At 60.9% G+C, this 20,915-nt stretch carries 19 protein-coding genes and 1 riboswitch; of the genes, 10 read left to right on the top strand and 9 right to left on the bottom strand.

Going from position 1 to position 20,915, the window contains the following annotated elements:
- The first annotated feature begins 107 nt into the window (after window positions 1-107).
- On the top strand, window positions 108-1,247 hold the full coding sequence (gene tgt, locus ACFMO5_RS10075) for a tRNA guanosine(34) transglycosylase Tgt (protein WP_376792618.1): 1,140 nt from the start codon (window positions 108-110) through the stop codon (window positions 1,245-1,247).
- A gap of 304 nt (window positions 1,248-1,551) precedes the next feature.
- Here tgt and ACFMO5_RS10070 read toward each other — a convergent pair whose 3' ends face one another.
- The gene (locus tag ACFMO5_RS10070; protein ID WP_376792617.1) at window positions 1,552-1,890 is read right to left on the bottom strand and encodes a hypothetical protein; all 339 of its coding nucleotides are present in this window, start codon (window positions 1,888-1,890) and stop codon (window positions 1,552-1,554) included.
- A 310-nt stretch (window positions 1,891-2,200) separates the two neighbouring features.
- Between ACFMO5_RS10070 and npdG the strand changes: the two genes are divergently transcribed.
- From npdG to ACFMO5_RS10055, 3 genes are all read left to right on the top strand, one after another.
- The gene (gene npdG / locus ACFMO5_RS10065) at window positions 2,201-2,899 is read left to right on the top strand and encodes an NADPH-dependent F420 reductase (protein ID WP_376792616.1); all 699 of its coding nucleotides are present in this window, start codon (window positions 2,201-2,203) and stop codon (window positions 2,897-2,899) included.
- 264 nt (window positions 2,900-3,163) lie between these two features.
- Window positions 3,164-3,922: a coenzyme F420-0:L-glutamate ligase gene (cofE, locus tag ACFMO5_RS10060; protein ID WP_376792615.1), complete on the top strand. Its 759-nt coding sequence runs from the start codon at window positions 3,164-3,166 to the stop codon at window positions 3,920-3,922.
- Between the two features lie 20 nt (window positions 3,923-3,942).
- Window positions 3,943-5,079, top strand: a complete 1,137-nt coding sequence (locus ACFMO5_RS10055; RefSeq protein WP_376792614.1) for a CaiB/BaiF CoA transferase family protein — start codon at window positions 3,943-3,945, stop codon at window positions 5,077-5,079.
- Between the two features lie 91 nt (window positions 5,080-5,170).
- Here ACFMO5_RS10055 and ACFMO5_RS10050 read toward each other — a convergent pair whose 3' ends face one another.
- Window positions 5,171-6,493, bottom strand: a complete 1,323-nt coding sequence (locus tag ACFMO5_RS10050; protein WP_376792613.1) for a hypothetical protein — start codon at window positions 6,491-6,493, stop codon at window positions 5,171-5,173.
- A complete protein-coding gene (locus ACFMO5_RS10045; protein WP_376792612.1) occupies window positions 6,453-6,773 on the bottom strand; it encodes an acylphosphatase in 321 nt (106 codons plus the stop codon). Before ACFMO5_RS10045 ends, ACFMO5_RS10050 begins: the two co-directional genes overlap by 41 nt.
- 425 nt (window positions 6,774-7,198) lie before the next feature.
- Between ACFMO5_RS10045 and ACFMO5_RS10040 the strand changes: the two genes are divergently transcribed.
- The 3 genes from ACFMO5_RS10040 (at window position 7,199) to ACFMO5_RS10030 (ending at window position 9,813) form a co-directional block, all read left to right on the top strand.
- Window positions 7,199-8,239, top strand: a complete 1,041-nt coding sequence (locus ACFMO5_RS10040; RefSeq protein ID WP_376792611.1) for an NAD-dependent epimerase/dehydratase family protein — start codon at window positions 7,199-7,201, stop codon at window positions 8,237-8,239.
- A 212-nt stretch (window positions 8,240-8,451) separates the two neighbouring features.
- Window positions 8,452-9,477, top strand: a complete 1,026-nt coding sequence (locus ACFMO5_RS10035) for an MBL fold metallo-hydrolase (RefSeq protein ID WP_376792610.1) — start codon at window positions 8,452-8,454, stop codon at window positions 9,475-9,477.
- Window positions 9,478-9,813, top strand: a complete 336-nt coding sequence (locus tag ACFMO5_RS10030; protein ID WP_376792609.1) for a hypothetical protein — start codon at window positions 9,478-9,480, stop codon at window positions 9,811-9,813.
- Here ACFMO5_RS10030 and ACFMO5_RS10025 read toward each other — a convergent pair.
- The 6 genes from ACFMO5_RS10025 to ACFMO5_RS10000 form a co-directional block, all read right to left on the bottom strand.
- Entirely contained in the window at window positions 9,784-11,769 is a 1,986-nt protein-coding gene (locus ACFMO5_RS10025) for an ATP-binding protein (protein WP_376792608.1), read from the bottom strand. The genes ACFMO5_RS10030 and ACFMO5_RS10025 overlap by 30 nt on opposite strands.
- Window positions 11,770-12,087: 318 nt before the next feature.
- Entirely contained in the window at window positions 12,088-12,852 is a 765-nt protein-coding gene (locus tag ACFMO5_RS10020; RefSeq protein WP_376792607.1) for a fumarylacetoacetate hydrolase family protein, read from the bottom strand.
- 406 nt (window positions 12,853-13,258) lie between these two features.
- Window positions 13,259-13,885, bottom strand: coding sequence for a TenA family protein (locus ACFMO5_RS10015; protein ID WP_376792606.1), 627 nt, complete (start codon window positions 13,883-13,885; stop codon window positions 13,259-13,261).
- A gap of 115 nt (window positions 13,886-14,000) precedes the next feature.
- Window positions 14,001-15,323, bottom strand: a complete 1,323-nt coding sequence (gene cytX / locus ACFMO5_RS10010) for a putative hydroxymethylpyrimidine transporter CytX (protein WP_376792605.1) — start codon at window positions 15,321-15,323, stop codon at window positions 14,001-14,003.
- Window positions 15,324-15,403: 80 nt separating this feature from the next.
- A riboswitch (TPP riboswitch) is annotated at window positions 15,404-15,534 on the bottom strand.
- A gap of 39 nt (window positions 15,535-15,573) precedes the next feature.
- A complete protein-coding gene (gene folD, locus ACFMO5_RS10005; RefSeq protein ID WP_376792604.1) occupies window positions 15,574-16,536 on the bottom strand; it encodes a bifunctional methylenetetrahydrofolate dehydrogenase/methenyltetrahydrofolate cyclohydrolase FolD in 963 nt (320 codons plus the stop codon).
- Window positions 16,537-16,583: 47 nt separating this feature from the next.
- Complete coding sequence (locus tag ACFMO5_RS10000) at window positions 16,584-17,522, bottom strand: SPFH domain-containing protein (RefSeq protein WP_376792603.1); 939 nt, start codon at window positions 17,520-17,522, stop codon at window positions 16,584-16,586.
- 305 nt (window positions 17,523-17,827) lie between these two features.
- Here ACFMO5_RS10000 and ACFMO5_RS09995 point away from each other — a divergent pair, with 305 nt between their 5' ends.
- From ACFMO5_RS09995 to ACFMO5_RS09985, 3 genes are all read left to right on the top strand, one after another.
- Complete coding sequence (locus ACFMO5_RS09995) at window positions 17,828-18,508, top strand: uracil-DNA glycosylase (RefSeq protein WP_376792602.1); 681 nt, start codon at window positions 17,828-17,830, stop codon at window positions 18,506-18,508.
- 536 nt (window positions 18,509-19,044) lie between these two features.
- The gene (gene dnaN / locus ACFMO5_RS09990; protein WP_376792601.1) at window positions 19,045-20,193 is read left to right on the top strand and encodes a DNA polymerase III subunit beta; all 1,149 of its coding nucleotides are present in this window, start codon (window positions 19,045-19,047) and stop codon (window positions 20,191-20,193) included.
- A 227-nt stretch (window positions 20,194-20,420) separates the two neighbouring features.
- Complete coding sequence (locus ACFMO5_RS09985) at window positions 20,421-20,852, top strand: single-stranded DNA-binding protein (RefSeq protein WP_376792600.1); 432 nt, start codon at window positions 20,421-20,423, stop codon at window positions 20,850-20,852.
- Window positions 20,853-20,915: the final 63 nt, after the last annotated feature.

The raw sequence follows: 20,915 nt of genomic DNA, 5'->3' as shown, positions 1-20,915 counted from the left end.
ATTTCCTTCTACAAGGGGTGGTGGGGTCGCCGAAAGCGGCTCCCACTTACCCCAAGATCCTTCCACCTCTCCTCCCATCGCATATCCCTATTAGGAGGGCATTGAGGATGAACCTCAAAGGCTTCCAATTCACTCTGATCGCCCGGGATGGGCGGGCACGGGCGGGCTTTCTGGATACGCCCCACGGGCGCATCCCTACGCCGTGTTTCGCCCCGGTGGGCACCCAGGGGGCGGTGAAAACTGTGCCGGCTTGGGATCTGGAGGCGCTGGGGGCTCATTTGATTCTGGCCAACACGTATCATCTGTATCTGCGGCCTGGCGATGAGCGTATTGCCCGTCTGGGCGGCCTGCACGAGTTCATGGGGTGGAAGGGCCCCATCCTCACGGACAGCGGCGGCTTCCAGATCTTCAGCCTTCAGGGATTGCGGGAGGTGGATGACGATGGCGTCACTTTTCGCTCCCATCTGGATGGTTCCCTCCATCGGTTCACCCCCGAGAAGGCCATCCGTATCCAGGAGAACCTGGGAGCGGATCTGATCATGTGCTTGGATGAGTGTCCCCCACCGATGGATTACGATTACAACGTGAAGGCTCTGGAGCGCACCCATCGTTGGGCCGAGCGGTGCCGGGCCGCCCACACCCGAACAGATCAGGCCCTCTTCGGCATCGTGCAGGGTGGGGTCTTTGAAGATCTACGAACCCGGAGCGCTCGCTTTTTGGTCGGCCTGGATTTCCCTGGGTATGCGATCGGAGGGCTTTCGGTCGGCGAGCCCAAGTCCTTGACCTATCGTACCCTGGAGCTGATGGATGCCCTGCTTCCAGAGGAGAAACCTCGTTATTTGATGGGGGTAGGGACCCTAACGGATTTTGTGGAAGCGGTGGCCCGTGGGGTGGATCTCTTCGATTGCGTGATGCCCACTCGGGTGGCCCGCCATGGGACTGCCATCACGAAGACGGGGCGTCTGAACCTGCGCAATGCGGTTTATGCCGAGGATCCACGCCCTATTGATGAAGCGTGTGGATGCCTCACCTGTCAACGGTTCTCTCGAGCGTACCTGCGGCATTTATTTAACGTCGGAGAGCCCCTGGCGATGCATCTGACCACTCTCCATAACCTTTATACATTGTTCCGGTTTATGGAGGACATGCGAAAGGCCATTCTGGAGGGCCGCTTCGCGGATTTCCGGATGGCTGTGCTGGAAACCCAGGCGGCTCTCGCCATGGACCTTGAGCGTGAAGCCGATTAAGTTGGGTAATCCATCGGCTCTCAGCGAGCGCGGATCGTTCCCACAGAAGAATTTCACGAATTGTTTTAGGAATTACGCCGTTCGGAGCCCACAAGAGGATGCGGAAGGACCCCACCCTCTGCATCCCCTCCTTGGCCCTGTGAGCCGTGGGCAAGGGGATGCGAGCGGTTCTTGGGGGCGGAGCGGGGCGCCCAAGGCGCCCCGCTCCGCCCCCAAAGCCCCCAACGCGGTCCGAAGGGCCGTAAAGAGGAAGAATCAAGGGGGAGGGCTGGGACGCACGCAATCGTGTATGAAGCCTGTGGCGTTAATTCGAAGAGAACAAAGGCATAACGCCCCGTGCGAAGTCCCACCAGAGGTTGTGGGTCAAGATCTGCCGAAGTAGGGCCTCGCTTTCTTCATAACGTCGCTGGAGAGCTTCCATGGCCGCTTCTAACTGGGCCATTCGCTTCTCCAGTTCGCGGCGAGCTGCCTCCAGCTCGGCCATTCGTTCCGCCAGCACCTCGAGGCGAACCGAGGAAATCAACATCCAACGTCGGATCGTCCGGAACGCCCCGATCAGCGCCTCCGGATCGATCGACTCCGGATCAGATTCCAGACGTCGGAAGAACGCCTCCAGATCTTCCATATCTTTGTCTCGAGCCATCCCAGCGCCTCCGGTTTAGAGTGTGTTTGAAAACCGGGATTGGGGATCAAGGGGCGCTATATGCGATCAAGGAGGACAGGCGGCCCCACCCACTCCAAAATCCTCCACACGGAGGAAATGAACGAGTTTGTCCAAAGTCTGGTTAATAAAGAGGAGGGACGCATCGCCCCTCCTCCACTCCCAAAGATCCTGCATGCGTCATAGATGAAGCGCTATCTTTAAAAGTCCCCAGAGGGAGATGTGCGCATGGAGGGTCAAGCAAATATTATATACGGGAGGCTTCAATACGCTATTTGGTGGAGGAACGCCTATGGCTTCCCATCCGCGCATTGCCATCTTGGGAGGGACCGGGAAAGAGGGCTCCGGGCTGGCGCTTCGCTGGGCCCGGGCCGGCTATCCGATCGCCATCGGCTCCCGCGATCCTGAACGAGCCCGCCACACAGTAGAACGCCTGCGTCCGTTGGCTTCTTCCGCGGAGCTTGTTGGCCTTTCGAACGCCGAGGCCGCGGCATGGGGTACGGTGGTGGTGATCGCGGTCCCCTATGAGGGCCATGCAGCCATCCTTCAGGCCCTTCGAGATACGCTTGCCCGCAAACTGATCGTCGATATCGTTGTCCCCCTGGACCCGAACAATCCCCGTCGCTACGCTCCACCGCCGGATGGCTCTGCGACCGCTGAGGCCCAGCGGATTCTGGGCCCTGAAGCCCCCGTGGTGGGAGCTTTTCATAATATCTCTTATTTGCACCTACATAACCTGGGCGAAACCCCGGAATGCGATGTGCTGGTGGTGGGGGATCATCACGAGGCAAAGGCGCAAGTTATCGCCCTGGCCGAAGCCATCGGGTTCACTGCTTACGACGCTGGCCCCCTGGCAAACGCTCCGATTGTGGAAGGGCTGACAGCGGTGTTGATCGGGTTGAACATGCGCTACAAAGCCCGAGGTGTGGGGATCCGGATCACGGGCATCCCGGGGAAGAAACAGGAGCCTGTCCAAACAAACAGGAGCTAAGACGCCTCCGCAATGCTGGATTCATCCTCGTTTTGGGGATATGTTATGGGGAGGCCGATGGTTTCCCTTTCTCTCCCCTTCCTCTCCCTCCAGCTCTTTGGGCTGCAGGGATGGGAGAGGGAAATCTGTCAGGGCTGGGGGGACTACCCAAAACGGGCGCTGAGGCGCCCGACTACAAACGACCCCCCGCCCCCGAAGATCTCCAAGGGAAACTTCTTGAATGCTGGTGCAGCAGGGTCTACATCAGAATGTGAGTCAAAGACTATGAAACCGGTCACACTGTTTCCTCTCGAAGGCCTGCCGATCGTTCAGCCTGGCGATGATCTGGTCGCGCTGTTGGCGGAAGCGTTGGACCCTTGGGGCGGGCCACAAGAGGGAGATGTGCTGGTGGTGGCTCAGAAGATTGTTTCAAAGGCGGAGGGTCGCTTCGTGCGTCTCTCCGAGGTGAACCCTTCTCCGCGCGCGCTGGAGCTGGCCCAAATCACCGGCAAGGATCCCCGCCTGTTGGAGGTCATCTTGTGGGACACCGCCGAGGTGCTTCGGGCGCGGCCGGGGTTGATCATCGTTGAACATCGCCTGGGGTTCATCTGCGCCAACGCCGGCGTGGACCGCTCCAATGTGGCTCCGGAGGGCGAGGAGATCGTACTTCGTCTGCCGGAGGATCCCGATCGTTCCGCCCGACGGATCCGGGAGGGGATACGGCAGCGGTTCGGAGTGGATATCGGTGTGGTGATCGCGGATAGCCACGGCCGGGCACATCGGAAAGGGGTGATCGGGGTGGCGATTGGGGTCAGCGGCCTGCCGGCGCTGGAGGACTGGAGGGGGCGTAGGGACCTGTTCGGCTATACCCTACAGCACACAGAGGTCGCCTTAGGGGACCTGCTGGCTTCGGCGGCCACCTTGCTGTTGGGCCAGGCGGACGAAGGCGTCCCCGCCGTGCTGATCCGGGGCCTTTCCTTTACCCCGCAGGAGAGCTCGGCCCGCGAGTTGGTCCGGGAACGATCCCATGACCTGTTTCGGTAGAGCGCGGAGGGTCTAAAGCCATGCTCCTATCCGGGATCCGGGTGCTGGATTTAGCTCGATTGTTGCCAGGGCCTTTCGCCACCCAGTGGCTGGTCGCCATGGGCGCCGAGGTGATCCGTGTGGAACCCCCCAGGGGAGGGGATTGGCTTCGGGAGATGCCTCCCTTTGTAGAGGGCATCGGCGCGTGGTTTGCAGCGGTGAATCGGGGCAAGAAGAGCGTGGCTCTGGATCTAAAACATCCGGAGGGCCGTGAGCTCTTCCTCCGGTTGGTTCAATCTGCCGATGTGGTGGTGGAGGGCTTCCGGCCGGGTGTGATGGCCCGGCTGGGCTTGGCTCCCGACATCCTCTTAGCGCGTCAACCCCGCTTGATCTACGCCTCTCTAACCGGTTATGGGGCGGGGAGCCGCTGGCGGGAGCGGGCTGGACATGATCTCAACTATCTGGCGCTAGCTGGATTTTTGGGGTTGAACGGACCTCGGGGAGGCCCTCCGGTGCCCCCGGCTGTGCCGGTAGCCGATTTCGGCGGGGCGATGGCGCTGCTGATCGCTGTGCTGGCCGGCCTCTTCTATCGCGAGCGGACCGGCTGCGGGCTCATCCTGGATGCCTCAATCTTCGAAGTCGTGGTCACCTGGATGCAGCCCTTCTGGCTGGCCCATCAGGCTGGGCTTCCGGTCGCGCGGGAGGGGATGCCATTGAACGGGGCCCTCCCGTGTTACCGGGTCTATGTCACAGCGGATGGCGGCGCAATGGCGTTGGCCGCGTTAGAGCCCGCCTTCTGGCGGGCCTTCTGTGAGGCGGTCGGCCGCCCGGAGTGGATTCCCCGGGCTTTTGATCCTGATCTGATCCCCGAGGTAACCGCGTTATTTCAGAGTCGAACCCGGCAGGAGTGGGAAAAGCTGCGTGAAAAGCTGGATGCATGTCTGGAACCAGTGCTGGAACCGGAGGAGGCGATCCGAGCGCTGGCCCACTTGGCCCCCGCTTTCCAGACCGAAGCCTTCAGCTTGCCGTTTACGATCGATGAGCAACGGCTCGCCGCTGTCGGCCCACCCCCCCGCCTGGGGGAACACACCATAGAAGTTCTCCAAGGCCTGGGACTTCAGCCAGCCGATTTGGAGGATCTAAGGCGTCGGGGCATTATCAAGGTCGAGGGCGTTTAAGCTTCGTGCTATCGTATAGGTTTCACCTCGGGCTTTTCCCGTGCGCTCCTTAACGGAGGGATGATCTAACTTCCGATGAGAACCCTGGTGATTACTCCTCACCGATTAGCTCCAGCTCCGAGATCATCACCGAGTAACTGTGACCGGAGGCATAAATGCGCAAGCGGGTCAGGGTGGCCGGAGGGGCCCCGACGGCTTGAAGCGTTTCCATCAGGTTTCCCGAATCAAAGGTGTACCACTCACCCAGGGGGACCCGAAGGTGGACGTTATATGGAGGGGGGCAGATCTGTGGGAGGCAGCTCTCGGGAGTTTGGGGGGTGACCTCCCCGAGGGCGTAAAAGCCCTGAAGCCACTGGCGATCAACGCCGTTGATGTCCTTGTATTCCAGGCGGATCATCAAGGGGCACTCCGTTCCAACCACGCCGCATACGGCAACGTCCTGAAAGAGGATCTTAAGGGTGATGTGCAGCTGAAGCGAGCGAAAATCCCGCACATCCTGATTGAGGATGAGAAAGACCCCTGTTTGTGCATGATCAAACCCGGAGCGAGAGATCGCCAGGGCTCGACGACCGGCTTCCGAGGTTTGAGCGACTGTCCCCGGGCTCTCCCCGGGTTGTTTCACGAATGTGAAGATGGCCCACTGATTGGGCGGTATGGGCTCATCCACGTTCCGTTCCGGCAACGGCGTCTGGAAAAGGTTCGGCAACAAATTCCGACCTGCTTCCAGAGGGCTCTCCACCCGACCATTCAGCTCAATGCGCGCCCGTTGATCGCTCTTCAGCGTCCGGATTTGATCTGAGGTCCCTACTCGCGCTTCGCCGGAGCGCACGGTGAAGTCGGTCCGGTCGTTCTGCACTTCTATGGCCAGGGTCCCCGAGATGACCTCGGCCTGACCGTGGGGGGTCTGGATCGCCAGTTCCAGAGGCCGGCGGCCTTCCAGACGGATCACCCGGGCCCGGCCGCTGCGAACATACAGCGTGAGACGGGCCGGCTCCGGGCTGATTCCAAAACGGGGATAACGGGCTCGCCGCACTTCCACCTGGGTGTTGGGATAGATCTGGACAGCGGCAAGATCCTGAGGCGCAGAAGACAGCGGCTCAGAGAAAATCACCAGCCCCTGGGATTGCGCGTCGGTGATCAGGAGATCGCTTTCCGTCAGTCTGGAATAGGGGTTTCCAGGTGTGATCGCCAGCGGCTCCCGATCCACATGCTCCAGGCGGAGGATCCCTGACAGAGCCACCACACGGGTCTGGACACCGACATAAGAAGTGCGGAGGTACGTTAGGATCTGCCATGGGACCAGGATGGCGAGCCCCACGCAGATGGTAAAAGAAAGCAGTAAGGTAGCCCAGGCCAGGCGCTGCAGTTGTGCTTCAGTCCACCTCGTAGCGGATACGAAATCCCCGGAATTCACCGGTAGGCCTCTCCCAGTAAGTTTCCACATAGTCCACGCGGGCTGCCGGCGGACCTTTTTGTAGAAAATCAAGCAGCGTCTCCACGGCTGATCGTGGTCCTTCCGCCACCACTTCCACGGTGCCATCGGAGCGGTTCGCTACCCACCCGCTCAAGCCCAAGGCTTCTGCCCGCAATCGGGTGTAATATCGGAAGTTCACCCCCTGCACAATCCCATGGACAATGGCGTGAAGCCGGACCTGCTCCTCTTTGGGTGATTTGCGCTGCCCGGTTTCAGCCATAACGCCCTCCTCACGGAGATGCGCTCTACATTTTAACACGGATAGCCCCGGTGCCATTTCGAAGCGTAGCTGCCTGCGTGTTCCAGAGACCACCCATAAGCTCCCTTATCTCCTTTCCCCCAACCGGGAGAGAGGGGGATAAGGACAACCCAAGCCTCATGGGGCACCCACAGGGGGTGTCCTTACCTTGTTCCACGGCCACACCCAACTGAAAATCCCCGCGGGAAAAATCGTCCCAACATCCTGAGATGATCGGGAGAACGCCATTGCCAGGTTGCCGAACCTAGTGTTATCGTTAAGCGGGGACCTTGGACCGGTCCTCTCTTGCGAAGGGGATCGGGCAGGCAGAATCGGGCTTCTGCCAGGAAGCCTCTCAGTCGATCAAATATACGCCAACGACGACCCCTTTGTTTGAAGGAGGTCCTATGCGGGTCTTGCTCACAGGCGGCGCAGGGTTCTTTGGCTTCCATATGGCTAATAAGCTTCTCCAACATGGCCATGAGGTGGTCTTGCTGGACATCGCGGACTACATCGTGGAGGATTACATTGGCCCTGTTTCGTTCAACAAAGGGGATGTGCGCGATCGAGCGATGGTGGACCGGATGATGCGGGGCGTTGACGCTGTGATCCACGCGGCGGCCGCCTTGCCCTTATGGCCTCGCCAGGAGATCTTCTCTGTGAACGTGGAGGGCACTCGAACAGTGCTGGAGAGCGCTCTGGCTCATGGCGTCCGGCGGGTGGTCTTTATCTCCTCCACGGCCGTTTACGGCATCCCTAAAAAGCATCCGATCCTGGAGGACGACCCCCTCCGCGGCGTTGGGCCTTATGGCCAGAGCAAGATCCTGGCCGAGCGGATCTGCCAATCCTTCCGAGAGCGGGGGCTGATCGTGACGGTGATCCGGCCTAAGACCTTCATTGGGCCCGGCCGGCTGGGGGTTTTCCAGATCCTGTTTGATTGGGTGGAGCGAGGCAAGCCGATCCCCATTATCGGCAGCGGCAGAAATCGCTATCAGTTGCTGGATGTGGACGACTTGACCGACGCTGTCTTGCTGGCCCTCACGGTGGACGCCGATCGGGCGAATGACACCTTCAACATCGGCGCCGAGCGGTTCGGCACTGTTCGGGAGGATGTGCAGGCGCTTTGCGATCATGCCGGCACCGGCGCGCGGGTCTGGCCCCTGCCGGCCCGCCCGGTCAAGGCAGCCCTAGCCCTCTTCGAAGCGCTTCGCCTGTCGCCTCTCTATCGGTGGGTTTATGGGACCGCAGACAAAGATTCCTTCGTAGCGATCGATCGGGCGAGGGCCAAGCTGGGATGGCGTCCCCGTTACAGCAATGCGGAATCCCTCATCCGAACTTACGAGTGGTATCTGGCCCATAAAATGGAGCTCGCCGGCAAAGTTGGGATCACCCACCGGGTGGCATGGGATCAGGGGATCTTGCGGGTGATCCGGGATCTGCTTCCCTGAACCCTGTGGGTTCCTTATCTTTCTCTTCCCTCGGGCCGGAGAGGGGGAGGAAGATTCCAGAAGCGGTGCAGGGCAGTCCCTCAGGGGCTCTGGGCTGGGTCGGGGGTCAAGTGGGCCCACGAAACAGACATACGGATGGGGTACACGATCGAGCGCCCGCCTTCGGGCTCGGGAAGTTCGATCCGCAACGAACTCCAAGAACGGAGGCCCTGATGCAGGGACCATGGGAGGAGCGTGACGGGGTATTGCGTTATCGTACCAAGAGCGGGGTGGAGATCTACCGTCTCCCGATACGTCTCTTCCCCGAACTGGACGGCTACGTGTATCTCATCCTCGCCGATGATCATCGCATCCTGGTGGACGCCGGCTCCGGGTTGCCGGAGAGCTTAGAGGATCTTCGCCGAGGCTTTGAGATCCTGCGGGCTCGTTATGGGTGCCAGGTGGATCTCCATCAGCTAACCGCGATCCTCATCACCCATGGGCATATCGATCATTTCGGAGGATTAGCCTCTATCCGTCAGCAAAGCCCAGCACCCGTGTTCGTGCACGAACTGGATCGCCGCGTCCTGGTGAATTATTCCGAGCGGCTGATCACGGTGGCCCAAGAGATCCGTTATTTCCTGAACCAGGCAGGCGTCTCGCCTGAGCGACAGTCCGCCCTTCTTAATCTTTATCTCAGCATGAAAGCGCTGTTCCAATCCACTCCGGTGGAAGGCTTATTGACAGATGGAGAAATGCTATTCGGGATCCTCCGAGTGCATCATACCCCTGGACATTGCCCTGGTCAGGTGTGCCTGCAGATCGATGAAGTGCTGCTGACCTCGGATCACATCCTGGCCCATACGACCCCCCATCAGGCCCCAGAGCGGATCACTCGCTACACCGGCCTAGGGCATTATTTGGAATCCCTGCGTCGGGTTGCGGCGATCCCGGATATCGCCTTGGCGTTCGGAGGGCATGAGGATCCCATTCTGAACCCTTATGAGCGGATTGCGGCGATTGAGGCCTTTCACCATCAGCGTCTGGAGCGGGTCTTGGAAATCTGCAAGGAACCCCGCACCATCGCGGAGGTCTCAAAAGCCCTGTTCGGCCGGCAATACGGCTATGGGGTGTTGTTGGCTCTCCTCGAAGCCGGGGCCCATGTGGAGTATCTCTACGACCGGGGCTACCTACAGGTGGCCAACCTGGATCAACTGGAGAACGAGCCTGGGACGCCAATTCGTTATCGGAGGTTATAGATGCACCGCTGGTTAAACGTTGGAATCGCTTGGGTGATCATCGCCGCCGTGGCGCTGATCCAGGAGCGTTCCCGCGTGCTGGCAGGGATCCTGGCCGCTATGCCCTTAAGCATCCCGCTGGCCATGTGGATTGTTTACGCTGAAACCCGCGATCTCGAACAAACTGCCCATTTCACACGGGCCACCTTCTTGGCTCTTATCCCATCGTTCGGGTTCGTCCTTGCCGCCTGGGCGCTGCTCTCCCTCCGTGTTCCCTTCGGATGGAGCATCATCGGAGGGTATACGGCCTGGCTGGTCGTGTTGCTGCTATTGCGAGGGCTTGGGATCCTGCGTTAGGTTACCCCGAATATGGGCCAGGGGAGAGCGTGCGGCGTAGGGGGAATGACAAGGGAGCAGGACGGTGAACGTGCTGCCCTTCCCAAGTTCGCTTTCCGCCCACACCCGGCCGCCATGGCGTTCCACAATGGATTTCACAATGGCCAGGCCTAGGCCCGTTCCCTCCGTCATCTCACCTTCACGCTGGACGCGGTAGAACTTGCTGAAAATATGTGGAAGATCGGCTGGCGGTATGCCCACCCCGGTGTCGCTAATCCGCACCGCGATATAGCCCTCCTGTTCCCGCGCGGCCACGGTGATACGCCCGCCGGGGGGTGTGTATTTCACCGCATTGCTCAGGAGGTTCAGGAACACCTGCTCCAGGCGACGAGGATCCCCCTGAACGGCGGGTAGATCTCCAGGCATCTCTACGATCAGAGTGTGCTGCTTTTCTTCCGCTTGAGGACGAATGATCTGGACCGCCTCGTTCAAGATCTCCGTTAGAGAGCAGGTCTCCATGGACAGGGCATATCCGGATTCCAGCCGCGAGAGGTCCAGGAGGTTGTTCAATAGCTCCACGATGGTCTGCATGGCCCGCTCCACTTTCTGCACGAACTCCTGTTGACGAGGGTTCAACGGGCCCACGCGGGGCAACAGACTGACATAGCCTCGGATGGTGGTCAAAGGGGTGCGGACATCGTGGGAGACAATGGAGACAAACTCGGATTTAACTCGGTCCAGCTCTTTCAGATACGTGATATCCTGCATCACCATGACATAACCCACTCCCTCCACAGCGGTCAGGCTCGCCTGGAAGGTCAAGCGGGTGGGGAGGGTGACCTCCTGGCGGACGGTCTGGCCGATCGGCGGCTTCTTATCGAGAAGGGAAAGGATCTCCGGGTGGGTTATCACGGCGCGGAACGGCTGGCCCAGCGCCTGGGGTGGAAGGCCCAGGTGCTGATGGGCCGAGCGGTTCATTAGAATCAGCGTTTCCTGGAAATCCACTACGAGGACAGGCTCCTCGATCCCCTGGAGGATGGCTTCCAGTTTCCCCTTTTCGGTCTGAATGGCTTCAAAGAGCCGCGCTTTCTCAATGGCCACTGCGGCGTAATCCCCCAGCATCGTGAGGAAATGGACATCCGCTTCCGAGAAGGCGGACTCCTGAAGACGATTGATCACTCCCAAAACCCCCAGGATGTGGCCATGGACCCGAAGGGGCACATAGAGGAGCGATCGCACTAGGATCCCCGTGTCCAGTTTGTGAACCCCCGGCCCCAGCAGGATCGGGCGGCCCGTGCGAACCGCCCGCCCCAGAAGGCTGTCGAGGACGGGCACGGTTGCAGGGATAGGGGACGCCGTGCAAGAGGTTTCTGTGTCCCGACTCCGATAGATCTGAAGACGCAGAATCTGGCCGGCCTCATCCAACAACCATACGCCGCCTTCTTCCGCTCGGGTCAGATGGATTGCCGCTTCCACAATCGAGGGGAGGATCTCCTCCAAACGCAGGGAGGCGGTCAGTGTCTGCCCGACCTCGTAGAGGACGCTGAGTTGCTGCAGCTGGCGCTGCAATCGCTCTGCCATCCCCGAAATCCGGCGGCGCTCCTGGATCAGCGCGGTGATCCGCCGAAGACAGTCCAGGATTTCCTCCGGATGGTGAGGGGCAAGCAAGAAATCGTGAACTCCCAGGCGTATCAGGCGTACGATTTCCGAGGCTGAGAGTGGCGGGCCAATGATCACCCGTCCGATGGGCTGGGGTCGGATGCGGTCCAGAAAGTCGTGCAGCCCAGATAATCTCCAATCCACAAAAACCACATCCGGCTGGAAAGGACCAAGCAACCGCTCCGCCTCTGGGATGGAGGGAACACCACGAGCCTCGAAGCGTAATGAGCCGCTCTCCGTTGCAGCGAGCATCTGTGCCAGAGCAGTGGAATCCCCGATGATCAGCGCTCGTATGGAGTTTGATCCCTGTCGATTCACAGGCCGCTCCATACCTTGAGATAGAACAGGTGCCCAAATTGGCTGAGCTCCACCGCTTCTTTACAAACTTTGATTGTTGGATACGATTGAACACACTTTGAAGCCGTTTCCCTGGGGGTTTGGGGGCTGGGGCCATTGGCCCTCACGATCCCATATCCTTAAGACAAATGGAAGAAGCACGGCTCTGCGATCAGAGGTTTGAGCTAGGAAGGGAGCAGGAAGAGAAGGACCCTGCTCGCCTTCTCACATGGCCCTACACAGCCCTGCCCCTAAAAAAGCGTAATACCGCTTCCTGGCGATGTCAAACCTATCTCCAACTCATTGGACCGGATTGCGCAACACCCCGATGCCCTGGATCTCCACTTCCACCCAATCGCCCGAGCGAAGGGGTCCAACTCCGGCCGGGGTTCCCGTCAGGATCACATCGCCAGGCTCGAGGGTCATCACTGACGAGATGTAGGCGATAAGCTTGGGAACCGGGAAAACCATCTCTCGCGTGTTCCCTCGCTGGCGGACTTCCCCGTTCACCCGGCAGAGGATCTCAGCGTTGCTGATCTCTTCCGGGGAAAGATGGGTGACGATCCAGGGCCCCAAGGGGCAGAACGTGTCGAAGCCCTTGCTTCGAGTCCACTGCCCATCCCGTCGCTGGAGGTCCCGTGCGGTCACATCGTTCCCGCATGTTACGCCGAACACGTAGTCCCAAGCTTTATGCTCTGGAATATCCTTCCCCCGGCGTCCGATGACGACCGCGAGTTCCGCTTCGTGCTCCACTCGTTGGGATTGCGGTGGAAGGCGGATGGCGCTCCCCGGCCCAATCACCGCGCTGGGAGGTTTCAGAAAGATCAGTGGCTCTGGGGGAACCTCCACGTCATGTTCGCGGGCATGCTCCACGTAATTCCGGCCCACCGCTATGATCTTGGAAGGTATACATGGAGCGAGCCAAGAAGCAGCCTCGGCATATCCCAAGGGATCGCCTCGCTGAAACCTTCCATGGAACGGATCTCCCAGAAGGGCATAAAGCACATCGCCTTCAACGATCACAAGCTGAGGGCCGTCCTCGGTCATGATTCGTCCGATGTGCATTGTTCACCTCCGAGGCTCAGACTTTGTAAGCGGTCGTAGGGCCTCCCTTGAAAAATCGTTCGGGAGTGAGAGGCCGTTTGTAGTGCTTTATCCATTTTTTGAATTTGAGAAAGATTTTTCTTCCCCCTCCCCCCGACCCGAGGGGCCGCAGGGAGGGGGGAGAGAGGGGGAGGGGCCATTCGCTCTCTCCATCCCATGTTCCTGAAGAAGCAGCATGGGACTTGAACGCCCGTTTTTTAAGCCCTCAACTCCCGAGGATCCCCAAGGATCATACAATCTCAAACGGGGTTTGCGAGGCTCCTGTTGGCTGAGATTTTAGCGGAAGTCCAACGGGCGGGGTAGGCATGCGAGCCGGGTATGGGGAGGCGAACAAAGGAGGCCTGATAGATCTCCTGTCTCATGGCCGCTAGGCGTTCTCGTTATCCCAGGCGGCGTCGAAAAACCGAACCTCCAGTTCCATCGCCGTGCGGTAAAGGATGTGCTGCGCCTCTTCTTCTCCGGGGAGCCGGTCTAGCAGTTCCTCCAGCTGGCGTGCCAGCGCCTCAAAATCATCGCTCGCGTAAGTTTCCACCCACTCTCGATAAAGACTTTCGGGATGCGTATGGGGACGGAGCGTTTGACCCAAGTGGGCATACAGCCGCATACACGGCGTCATCGCGGCCACGATGTGGCCGACCGGCTCCAGGGCCGCCACCCGGAGGAGGAAATCGGTGTAAGTCCGGGTCGCGGGGGCAGGGGCCGGGGTCAGATCAACTCCCCAGCGAGCCGCATATCCCTGGTGCATGGCAAGTTCCTCAAAGACCCTACCCAGCAGCTTGCGGAAGGCCGCCATCGTATCCCGATCCGGGGCTTTGGCGAGCGCGAGGGCATACGCCCGTGCGAAGGCCTCCAGGAAAAAGGCGTCCTGCCCGATGTAGAAAGCGAATCGCTCTCGCGGAAGTATTCCGGAGGCGATCCCTCGCACGAACGGATGGGCCTCACAGATCTGAACCAGATCCTGACATGCCTCCCACAACGCCTGAGCGCGCGCCATGGCATCCTCCCCGCTTGGGGATTTTCGGGTGGGGGCCGCTGAAGGCAGCCCCCATCCCCGATCCCTTCTCTGCGGCTGATCAACTATGTGGGCGCCCGCAAGAGGTAGCCCCTACTTACGGGCTGATCGTTCGGGCCCGGGCGACCCAGCCTCGAGCGAAGGCGATGGCTAAGTAGAGCAGGAAGGAGACCCCGAAGGTTGGGAAGGTGGCTCCCACGGCGGGGGCGAGGCGGGTAAGGGCCTGGTAGGTTGCCACCCCGGCCACCCAGGCGATCAGGCCCTCCCATCGCACCGGAGCCGGGCGATATAGGTCGGCTTCGATGTAGGCGCGACGGATCACGAAATAATCCGCTGCCAGCACGCCGAAGAGCGGGACGAAGGCGGTCCCGATGAGCAGCAGGAAGTTCTCATACTGGGCGATAGGGACGGTGAGGGCGAGGACGAGGCAGAGAGCGCCGATGATCGCTGCGAAGAGCGCCTGCCGAACCCGCGGCCAGATGTTTTGAAGGGAGACGGCGGCCGAGTAAATATCCGCGAAGGCGTTGTCGGTCTCATCCACGAGGATGATGGGCAGCACGATCCACCCGATGGCCAGCGCCCCGATGGCCTCCACCAGCTGACCCGTCTGGGCGGTCAGGAGGAGCAGGGCGCCCAGCCCATAGAACCACACGTTGGCGATGAAATAGCCCACATAGGTTCCCCAGAACGCGGACCCGGCCCGTCGGGCGAATCGGTTGTAATCGGCCACCAGGGGCATCCACGAGATCGGCATCGCCGCTACCAGGTCAACGGCCAGCCAGAAGGGCATCTCCCCGGTCCCTGGCCGTTGCCAGATCGCCCCCAGGTCGTAGGTGGTTGCCAGGTAAATCGTCAGCCAGATGGTGGTCAACAGCACCAGCCACACCGCGAACTTCTCCAGCCATTGGCGCACCACGACCAATGGACCTCCGATGGCCATCACGGTGCACCATAAGGCGAAGAGGATGGCCCAGAAGGGATAGCTGGAGAAGCCGAAGAAACGGGCGCTGATGAGGTTGGCAGCCTGGGCCATAACGATGATTTCGAAAGCTCCCCAGCCGATCAGCTGCAGCACGTTGAGGGTGGTGGGGAGGAATGAACCGAGGCGGCCAAGGGCAGGCCGGAGCAGGACCATCGTAGGGGCGCCGGTTCGGCTGCCGATGTAACCGGTGGCGGCCAGGAGCAGGTTCCCTAACAGCGTCCCGATGACGATGGCCAGGAGCGCCTGCGGAAGGCCCAGGCCGGGCACCAGCAGCGCGCCGGCGGCCATCACCAGCAGCCCCACGCCGAGATCCCCCCAAAGGACCGCGTAATCCAGGAACCCCAGCCGTCGGGCCTCCATGGGCACCGGTTCAATGCCCCACTCGGGGGGTGCCTGGATCCGGGGAACCACATGAATCCATGCCTTACGCAACGCCATGGTGAGCCTCCTGGTAGAGGATGATAATGAAGCGGCGTGGGGGAACAAAAAAGCCCGCCGACGGATGGGCGGGCGAGGAGGCATGACCACAGCGACAGTCCCTCCGCCGGTATGATCCGGATCAGGTTCAATGGGTCGGCGCCGGGGCTGGCATATGGCCAGCAAGGCGCCCTCTCAGCCCGCTTTCCCGCGGACTCCCCACGTCGCTTCGTCGCTTATTTTAGCATAATCCGGATTGTCGGTCTACTTTTCACGCTTTGGGAGCGTTTGGCTGAAGGCGATCAGCCTCGCCGGATGTCTTCGAAAGAAAAGGTTCCAGCCAGGGGGAGGCGAATCCCTCCACCTGGCGCTGGGCGGCTTTCAAGGTGTTCACCAGCAGCATCGCCACAGTCATCGGGCCGACCCCTCCGGGGACCGGGGTGATGGCGCTGGCGACGGCGGCCGCTTCCTCGAAGACAACATCACCGACCAGCCGGTAGCCCTGGGGAGCTTGCGGATCCACCACTCGGTTGATTCCTACATCGATCACAACCGCGCCGGGCTGGATCATCTCCCCCCGCACCAGGCCGGGACGCCCGGCCGCTGCGATCAGGAGATCCGCCTGGCGGGTCACCGAGCCGAGATCTGGGGTCCGGGAATGACAGATCGTCACCGTGGCATCGAACCGGAGGAGCAGGAGCGCCATGGGAAGCCCTACAATCCGACTGCGCCCCAGAATGACTGCCCGACGGCCTGTGATGGGGATCCCCACTTCCTGGAGCATGGCCAGGATCCCCAACGGCGTGCAGGGGATGAAGTAAGGGTCCTTCCCCTTAAGCCCCAGGCGGCCGATGTTGAGCGGATGGAAGCCGTCCACATCCTTTTCTAGGGGAATTGCGCTCAAGATTTCTTCTTCATCCAAGTGAGGCGGCAACGGCAATTGCACGAGGATCCCGTGGACCTCGGGGTTACGCGCGAGGGCTTCCACCAGCTCCAGCACAGTTCCCCGATCCACGTCAGCGGGCAGACAGTGGCTGAACGTGCGGATGCCCGCCGCGGCGCAGGCGCTCTGCTTGGCCCGCACATAAGTTTGCGAGGCGGGGTGATCGCCGATCAGCACCGTGGCCAGGCCCGGAACCTGCCCGGTCCGGGCCCGGAACGCCTCCACTTGCGCTTTGACCCAGTCCCGCCATCGGGCGGCCATCGCCCGCCCGTCCAGGATGCGTGCGGCCACGAGCGGTTCCTCCTCCTAGGCTGCGCCTTCCTACGGAGCGTCCTTGCTCAACGGGGGGACCCGCTGCTCTCTTGGGAGCTTTGAGAGCCTGCATGCCCAACGAGGTTCGAGAGGGGGGCGATCAGCCGCGTGAACTCCAACGGGAAGACGAACTTGGTCGCTGGGCTGGCCCCCAGGGCCTTGATCGCTTCCAGATATTGCAGAGTCATCGTGTTGGCATCTAGGGTGCGGGCCACGCTGAAGATGCGCTCCAGCGCCATCGCGAACCCTTCAGCGCGCAGGAGCTGGGCCTGACGCTCCCCCTCCGCCCGAAGGATCGCCGCCTCCTTTTCCCCTTCCGCTTTCAGGATGGCGGCCTGCTTCTCGCCCTCGGCCACCTTCACTGCCGCCTCCCGCTTGCCGTCGGCCTCGGTCACCAAGGCGCGTCGGTTGCGCTCCGCCGACATCTGGCGGGTCATCGCCTCCAGCACATCCCGCGGCGGCTGGATCTCGCGGATCTCCACCGCGGTGACCTTCACCCCCCAGCGCTCCGTGACTTCATCCAGCTTCACCCGCAGGGCCTGGTTGATATATTCCCGCTTCGCCAGCACATCATCCAGCGAGATATCACCGATGACCGCTCGCAGGGTGGTGGTGGCGATCCCCACGGCGGCCGAGACGAAATCCCGTACTTGCACCACGCTTTGGATGGGATCGACCACCCGCCAGTAGATCAGGAAATCGATGCCGATGGGTGCGTTGTCTTTAGTGATGGAGGTCTGCTGGGGGATCTCACGGAATTGCTCCCGCAGGTCGACTGTGATCGCCCGGTCTACAATGGGGATCAGGAGCACCAGGCCGGGCCCTTTCGCCCCGATCACCTTCCCCAGGCGGAACACCACCAGCCGCTGGTATTCCGGGACGATCCGGATCATGGAGCCCAGCAGGGCCAGGAGAATCAATCCGCCACAAACCAGGAGTAGAAGCAAAGAGACGAACGGCTCCATATAATCCTCCTTTCACATTGGAGCTCCGCTTTCTCCAGTTTAACCCAATCCGGATAAAGGTGAGAGCGGATCGCCGGATCCGGGCGGCTATCTATTTTTTATGAGACTGAGGGCGGGGCAGTCCTCCCACTCTGTAGGGATGATCGTTTTGCTTACGGAATTTCTGTGGGGTGCGAGGCCTGCTTCTTCACAAGGGGTAGGCGGTTGTGCGACCCACTTCTCGCTAAAATACAGGAGGCGCGGAAGGGCCCCACCCCCTAAGCCCCCGCGTTGGAATGATCCCTTAGCTCGGAGGCTGCATCCTTATGTCGGAATCCCTAGAGGACATCGCCCGGGAGATCATCCAGTGTCGTCGGTGTCCCCGCCTGGTGGCCTATCGGGAGGCTGTTGCCGCCACCCGGCGGCGGCAGTTTCAGGACTGGGAATACTGGGGGCGTCCGGTCCCCGGGTTTGGGGACCCGCAGGCGCGCCTACTGGTAGTCGGGTTAGCGCCTGCCGCCCATGGCGCGAACCGGACCGGACGGATGTTCACAGGGGATGGCTCAGGGGATTTCCTGATCGCTGCCCTATACCGGGCGGGTTTCGCCAACCAGCCGACCTCTACCCATCGGGAGGATGGGCTGGTCCTGCGAGATGTCTATCTCACCGCTGTAGTCCGATGCGCCCCGCCCGAGAACCGACCATCCCGGGAGGAGCGGGGTAACTGTCTGCCTTATCTGATTCGTGAAATCCAGGCACTGCCTCGACTCCAGGTGGTTGTCACCCTGGGCCAGATCGCCACGGAAGGATTGATGGCCGCCCTTCGGGCCCTGGGCTACGATGGCCCGTATCCGGTGTTCCGCCATGGGGCGATCTATCCGCTGGGATCCGGATGGCCCATCCTGATCACATCCTACCATCCCAGCCGCCAGAACACTCAAACCGGGCGCCTGACGCCGGAGATGTTCGATAAAATATGGGAGACGGCGAAGCGTTATTTGTCATGATGGGCTTTCGCCATGCTCCTACACTTCGCTGCGCCATTGAGAGGTGATGGGAGGAGATGAAGGGCCCCATCCCTCAGGCCCCTGGTAGCTGTTCGGCCGTGCTCGGGCGACGCAAATACGGATATAGGCGTTCCATCGTAGTGCTCCTTCCAGATTTGATTTTTGGGTATGACCCAATGCGCTCCCCAGCCCCAAAAGAATTTTCTCCTCCCTCCCCGCAGCCCAAAGGGCTGTGGGGAGGGAGGAGCCCACCCGTCTTCTCGGCGGCATACCCCAAAAACAAATCTGGATGAAGCAGTAGTGCTTCCTCCGCTTTAGTTTTTGGGATATGCGATGGAGAGGCTGATGGCCCCTCCTCCGAAAACGCTTTTTCATCCCTCTCCCCACGGCCCTCTGGCCGTGGGGAGAGGGATGAAGGGGGGTGGGGCTATTCCATCACAAGAAGCGAGCGGTATGATTCCCAACTATAATCAAGAGTAACGATAGCGCCTCACCATCCGCGTATGACCCGTATCCTGGACAGGAGGTCTTTTTCGATGAATGTGACCATCGCGCAATCGGCCTTTGAGCGGGCCCTTTCCGTGGCCGGTCGGGCGGTTCCTTCACGGGCGACCCTTCCCACGTTGACCCATGTGTTGCTCCAGGCGGAGCCCGGGCGCTTAAAGGTGGCAGGGACGGATCTGAATTTGGCTATCATAACATGGGAAGAAGCGCTTGTTTCTGAGCCTGGAGGTATCACCGTCCCGGCGAAGCCTTTGGCGGAGTTCATCGGGGCTCTTCCGGATGAGCCGATCCATCTCCATGTGAATCGGGAGACATGGACCCTCCAGATCGTTTGCGGATCCTATGAGACAGCGATGAAAGGACTCGATCCGGAGGAGTACCCGATTCTGCCGGATATTGAAGGGGATGGCTTCGCCTTAGACCCTGAGGATTTCCGCCTGGCGATCGATCAGGTGACTTTTGCTGCTGCCAAAGATGAGACGCGTCCCATCTTAACGGGCGTGCTGATCCGTCGCGAAGAGAGGCCAACCGGAGAAGCTCCTTCGCCAAGCCTGACGCTGGCCGCGGCGGATGGATACCGTCTCTCGGTGAAGACGCTGCCGGTGCTGCGTGCCCCCGAAGGAGCCTTCTCCGTGATCCTCCCGGCGAGCACCTTGGAGGAGGTGGGCCGTTTGTTGAAAGGCGAGATGGAGCCTGTATCGATGATGGTGTTGCGGGGGCGGAACCAGGTGGGCTTCCGCCTCAGCCGGGCAGCCGTCCTTTCCCAACTGATTGAAGGCCAGTTCCCGGATTTCCAGGCGATCATCCCGAAGCGCTGGGAAACCCGTGTGGAGCTCTCTCGGGAGGCATTGTTGAAGGCGTGTAAGGCCCTCAGTGTGTTCGCCCGCGAGGCCTCGAACGCCGTTCGTCTGGTCCTCACGCCGGGGGAGGGAAATCAGCTCGGCCAGGTTCTCCTGCAATCCCGATCGCCGGAGAAGGGGGAGACACGGGTGGCCATTGACGCCCTGGTGGAAGGGAACCGCCTGGAGATCGCGTTCAATGTGCGGTTCCTGATGGATGTCCTGGAGGCGATCGAGGGGGATCGGGTGGCTTTCGAGATGACCACCGCGCAGTCGCCGGTGAAGGTCCTTCCTGTGGGCGATCCATCGTTCGTGCATGTGGTGATGCCGATGTTCTTGTGATATCCGTTCCATTCCCTTCATGTGGGGGATTTCGGGATGGGGCCGCCAAAGGCGGCCCTATCCCCCCAGGATCCTTCACCTTTCTCCTTCCCAGTGGTCCGAAGGGCCATGGGAAGGGACGAAGGGCTTGTTTAACACGGGGGAAGAGCCCGGACCAGAAGTCGGGCTGTCTGTTTGCCTAGTCCCGAATCCCTGGGCCAAAAATCCGATAAGGGGAGGAGAGGGAAATGTATCACAAATTGATTATCGCCGGGCATTTGGGGACGGATCCGGAGATGCGATATACCCCGGAGGGGACACCAGTGACTTCGTTCCGGATGGCCAGCAACATCCGGTATCGGGATGCCGGTGGGGAGCAGCGAGAGGAGACGATTTGGTTCCGGGTCTCCGTGTTCGGCCGGCAGGCGGAGATCGCCAACCAATACCTCCAAAAGGGGCGGCCGGTGCTGGTGGAGGGTCGGTTGCGGCCGGACCCCCAGACGGGGAACCCGCGCATCTTCCGCCGCTCCGATGGGACGGCGGGGGCGGTGTATGAAGTGCGGGCGGATCGAATTGTGTTTATCGGGCCACGGCCCGCGGAGGCCCCACCCGCGGTGGAGGCGGAGGAGCCGGTGCTGGAGGAGCCTGGATCCATTGAGGAAGAGGAGATCCCCTTCTAGCCCTTCTTCCACATTTTGGGTTTTGGTCCCCCGGGGGTTTAGGGGCGAGCCGGGCGCCGAAGG

Origin of the sequence: Thermoflexus sp. (assembly GCF_042408365.1) — a bacterium.
Classification (GTDB): Bacteria; Chloroflexota; Anaerolineae; order Thermoflexales; family Thermoflexaceae; genus Thermoflexus.
Note: the sequence above shows the minus strand (reverse complement) of the source record. Positions and strands in the feature narration are given on the sequence as shown.

What these genes read in the sequence shown, in the direction of transcription:
- ACFMO5_RS10020 (WP_376792607.1), bottom strand. Translation starts at nt 12,852, where the DNA reads ATGCACATCGGACGAATCATGACCGAGGACGGCCCTCAGCTTGTGATC.
- dnaN (WP_376792601.1), top strand. Translation starts at nt 19,045, where the DNA reads ATGAATGTGACCATCGCGCAATCGGCCTTTGAGCGGGCCCTTTCCGTG.
- ACFMO5_RS10035 (WP_376792610.1), top strand. Translation starts at nt 8,452, where the DNA reads ATGCAGGGACCATGGGAGGAGCGTGACGGGGTATTGCGTTATCGTACC.
- ACFMO5_RS10015 (WP_376792606.1), bottom strand. Translation starts at nt 13,885, where the DNA reads ATGGCGCGCGCTCAGGCGTTGTGGGAGGCATGTCAGGATCTGGTTCAG.
- ACFMO5_RS09995 (WP_376792602.1), top strand. Translation starts at nt 17,828, where the DNA reads ATGTCGGAATCCCTAGAGGACATCGCCCGGGAGATCATCCAGTGTCGT.
- ACFMO5_RS10045 (WP_376792612.1), bottom strand. Translation starts at nt 6,773, where the DNA reads ATGGCTGAAACCGGGCAGCGCAAATCACCCAAAGAGGAGCAGGTCCGG.
- ACFMO5_RS10000 (WP_376792603.1), bottom strand. Translation starts at nt 17,522, where the DNA reads ATGGAGCCGTTCGTCTCTTTGCTTCTACTCCTGGTTTGTGGCGGATTG.
- ACFMO5_RS10055 (WP_376792614.1), top strand. Translation starts at nt 3,943, where the DNA reads ATGCTCCTATCCGGGATCCGGGTGCTGGATTTAGCTCGATTGTTGCCA.
- ACFMO5_RS10030 (WP_376792609.1), top strand. Translation starts at nt 9,478, where the DNA reads ATGCACCGCTGGTTAAACGTTGGAATCGCTTGGGTGATCATCGCCGCC.
- ACFMO5_RS09985 (WP_376792600.1), top strand. Translation starts at nt 20,421, where the DNA reads ATGTATCACAAATTGATTATCGCCGGGCATTTGGGGACGGATCCGGAG.
- ACFMO5_RS10040 (WP_376792611.1), top strand. Translation starts at nt 7,199, where the DNA reads ATGCGGGTCTTGCTCACAGGCGGCGCAGGGTTCTTTGGCTTCCATATG.
- cytX (WP_376792605.1), bottom strand. Translation starts at nt 15,323, where the DNA reads ATGGCGTTGCGTAAGGCATGGATTCATGTGGTTCCCCGGATCCAGGCA.
- ACFMO5_RS10070 (WP_376792617.1), bottom strand. Translation starts at nt 1,890, where the DNA reads ATGGCTCGAGACAAAGATATGGAAGATCTGGAGGCGTTCTTCCGACGT.
- tgt (WP_376792618.1), top strand. Translation starts at nt 108, where the DNA reads ATGAACCTCAAAGGCTTCCAATTCACTCTGATCGCCCGGGATGGGCGG.
- cofE (WP_376792615.1), top strand. Translation starts at nt 3,164, where the DNA reads ATGAAACCGGTCACACTGTTTCCTCTCGAAGGCCTGCCGATCGTTCAG.
- npdG (WP_376792616.1), top strand. Translation starts at nt 2,201, where the DNA reads ATGGCTTCCCATCCGCGCATTGCCATCTTGGGAGGGACCGGGAAAGAG.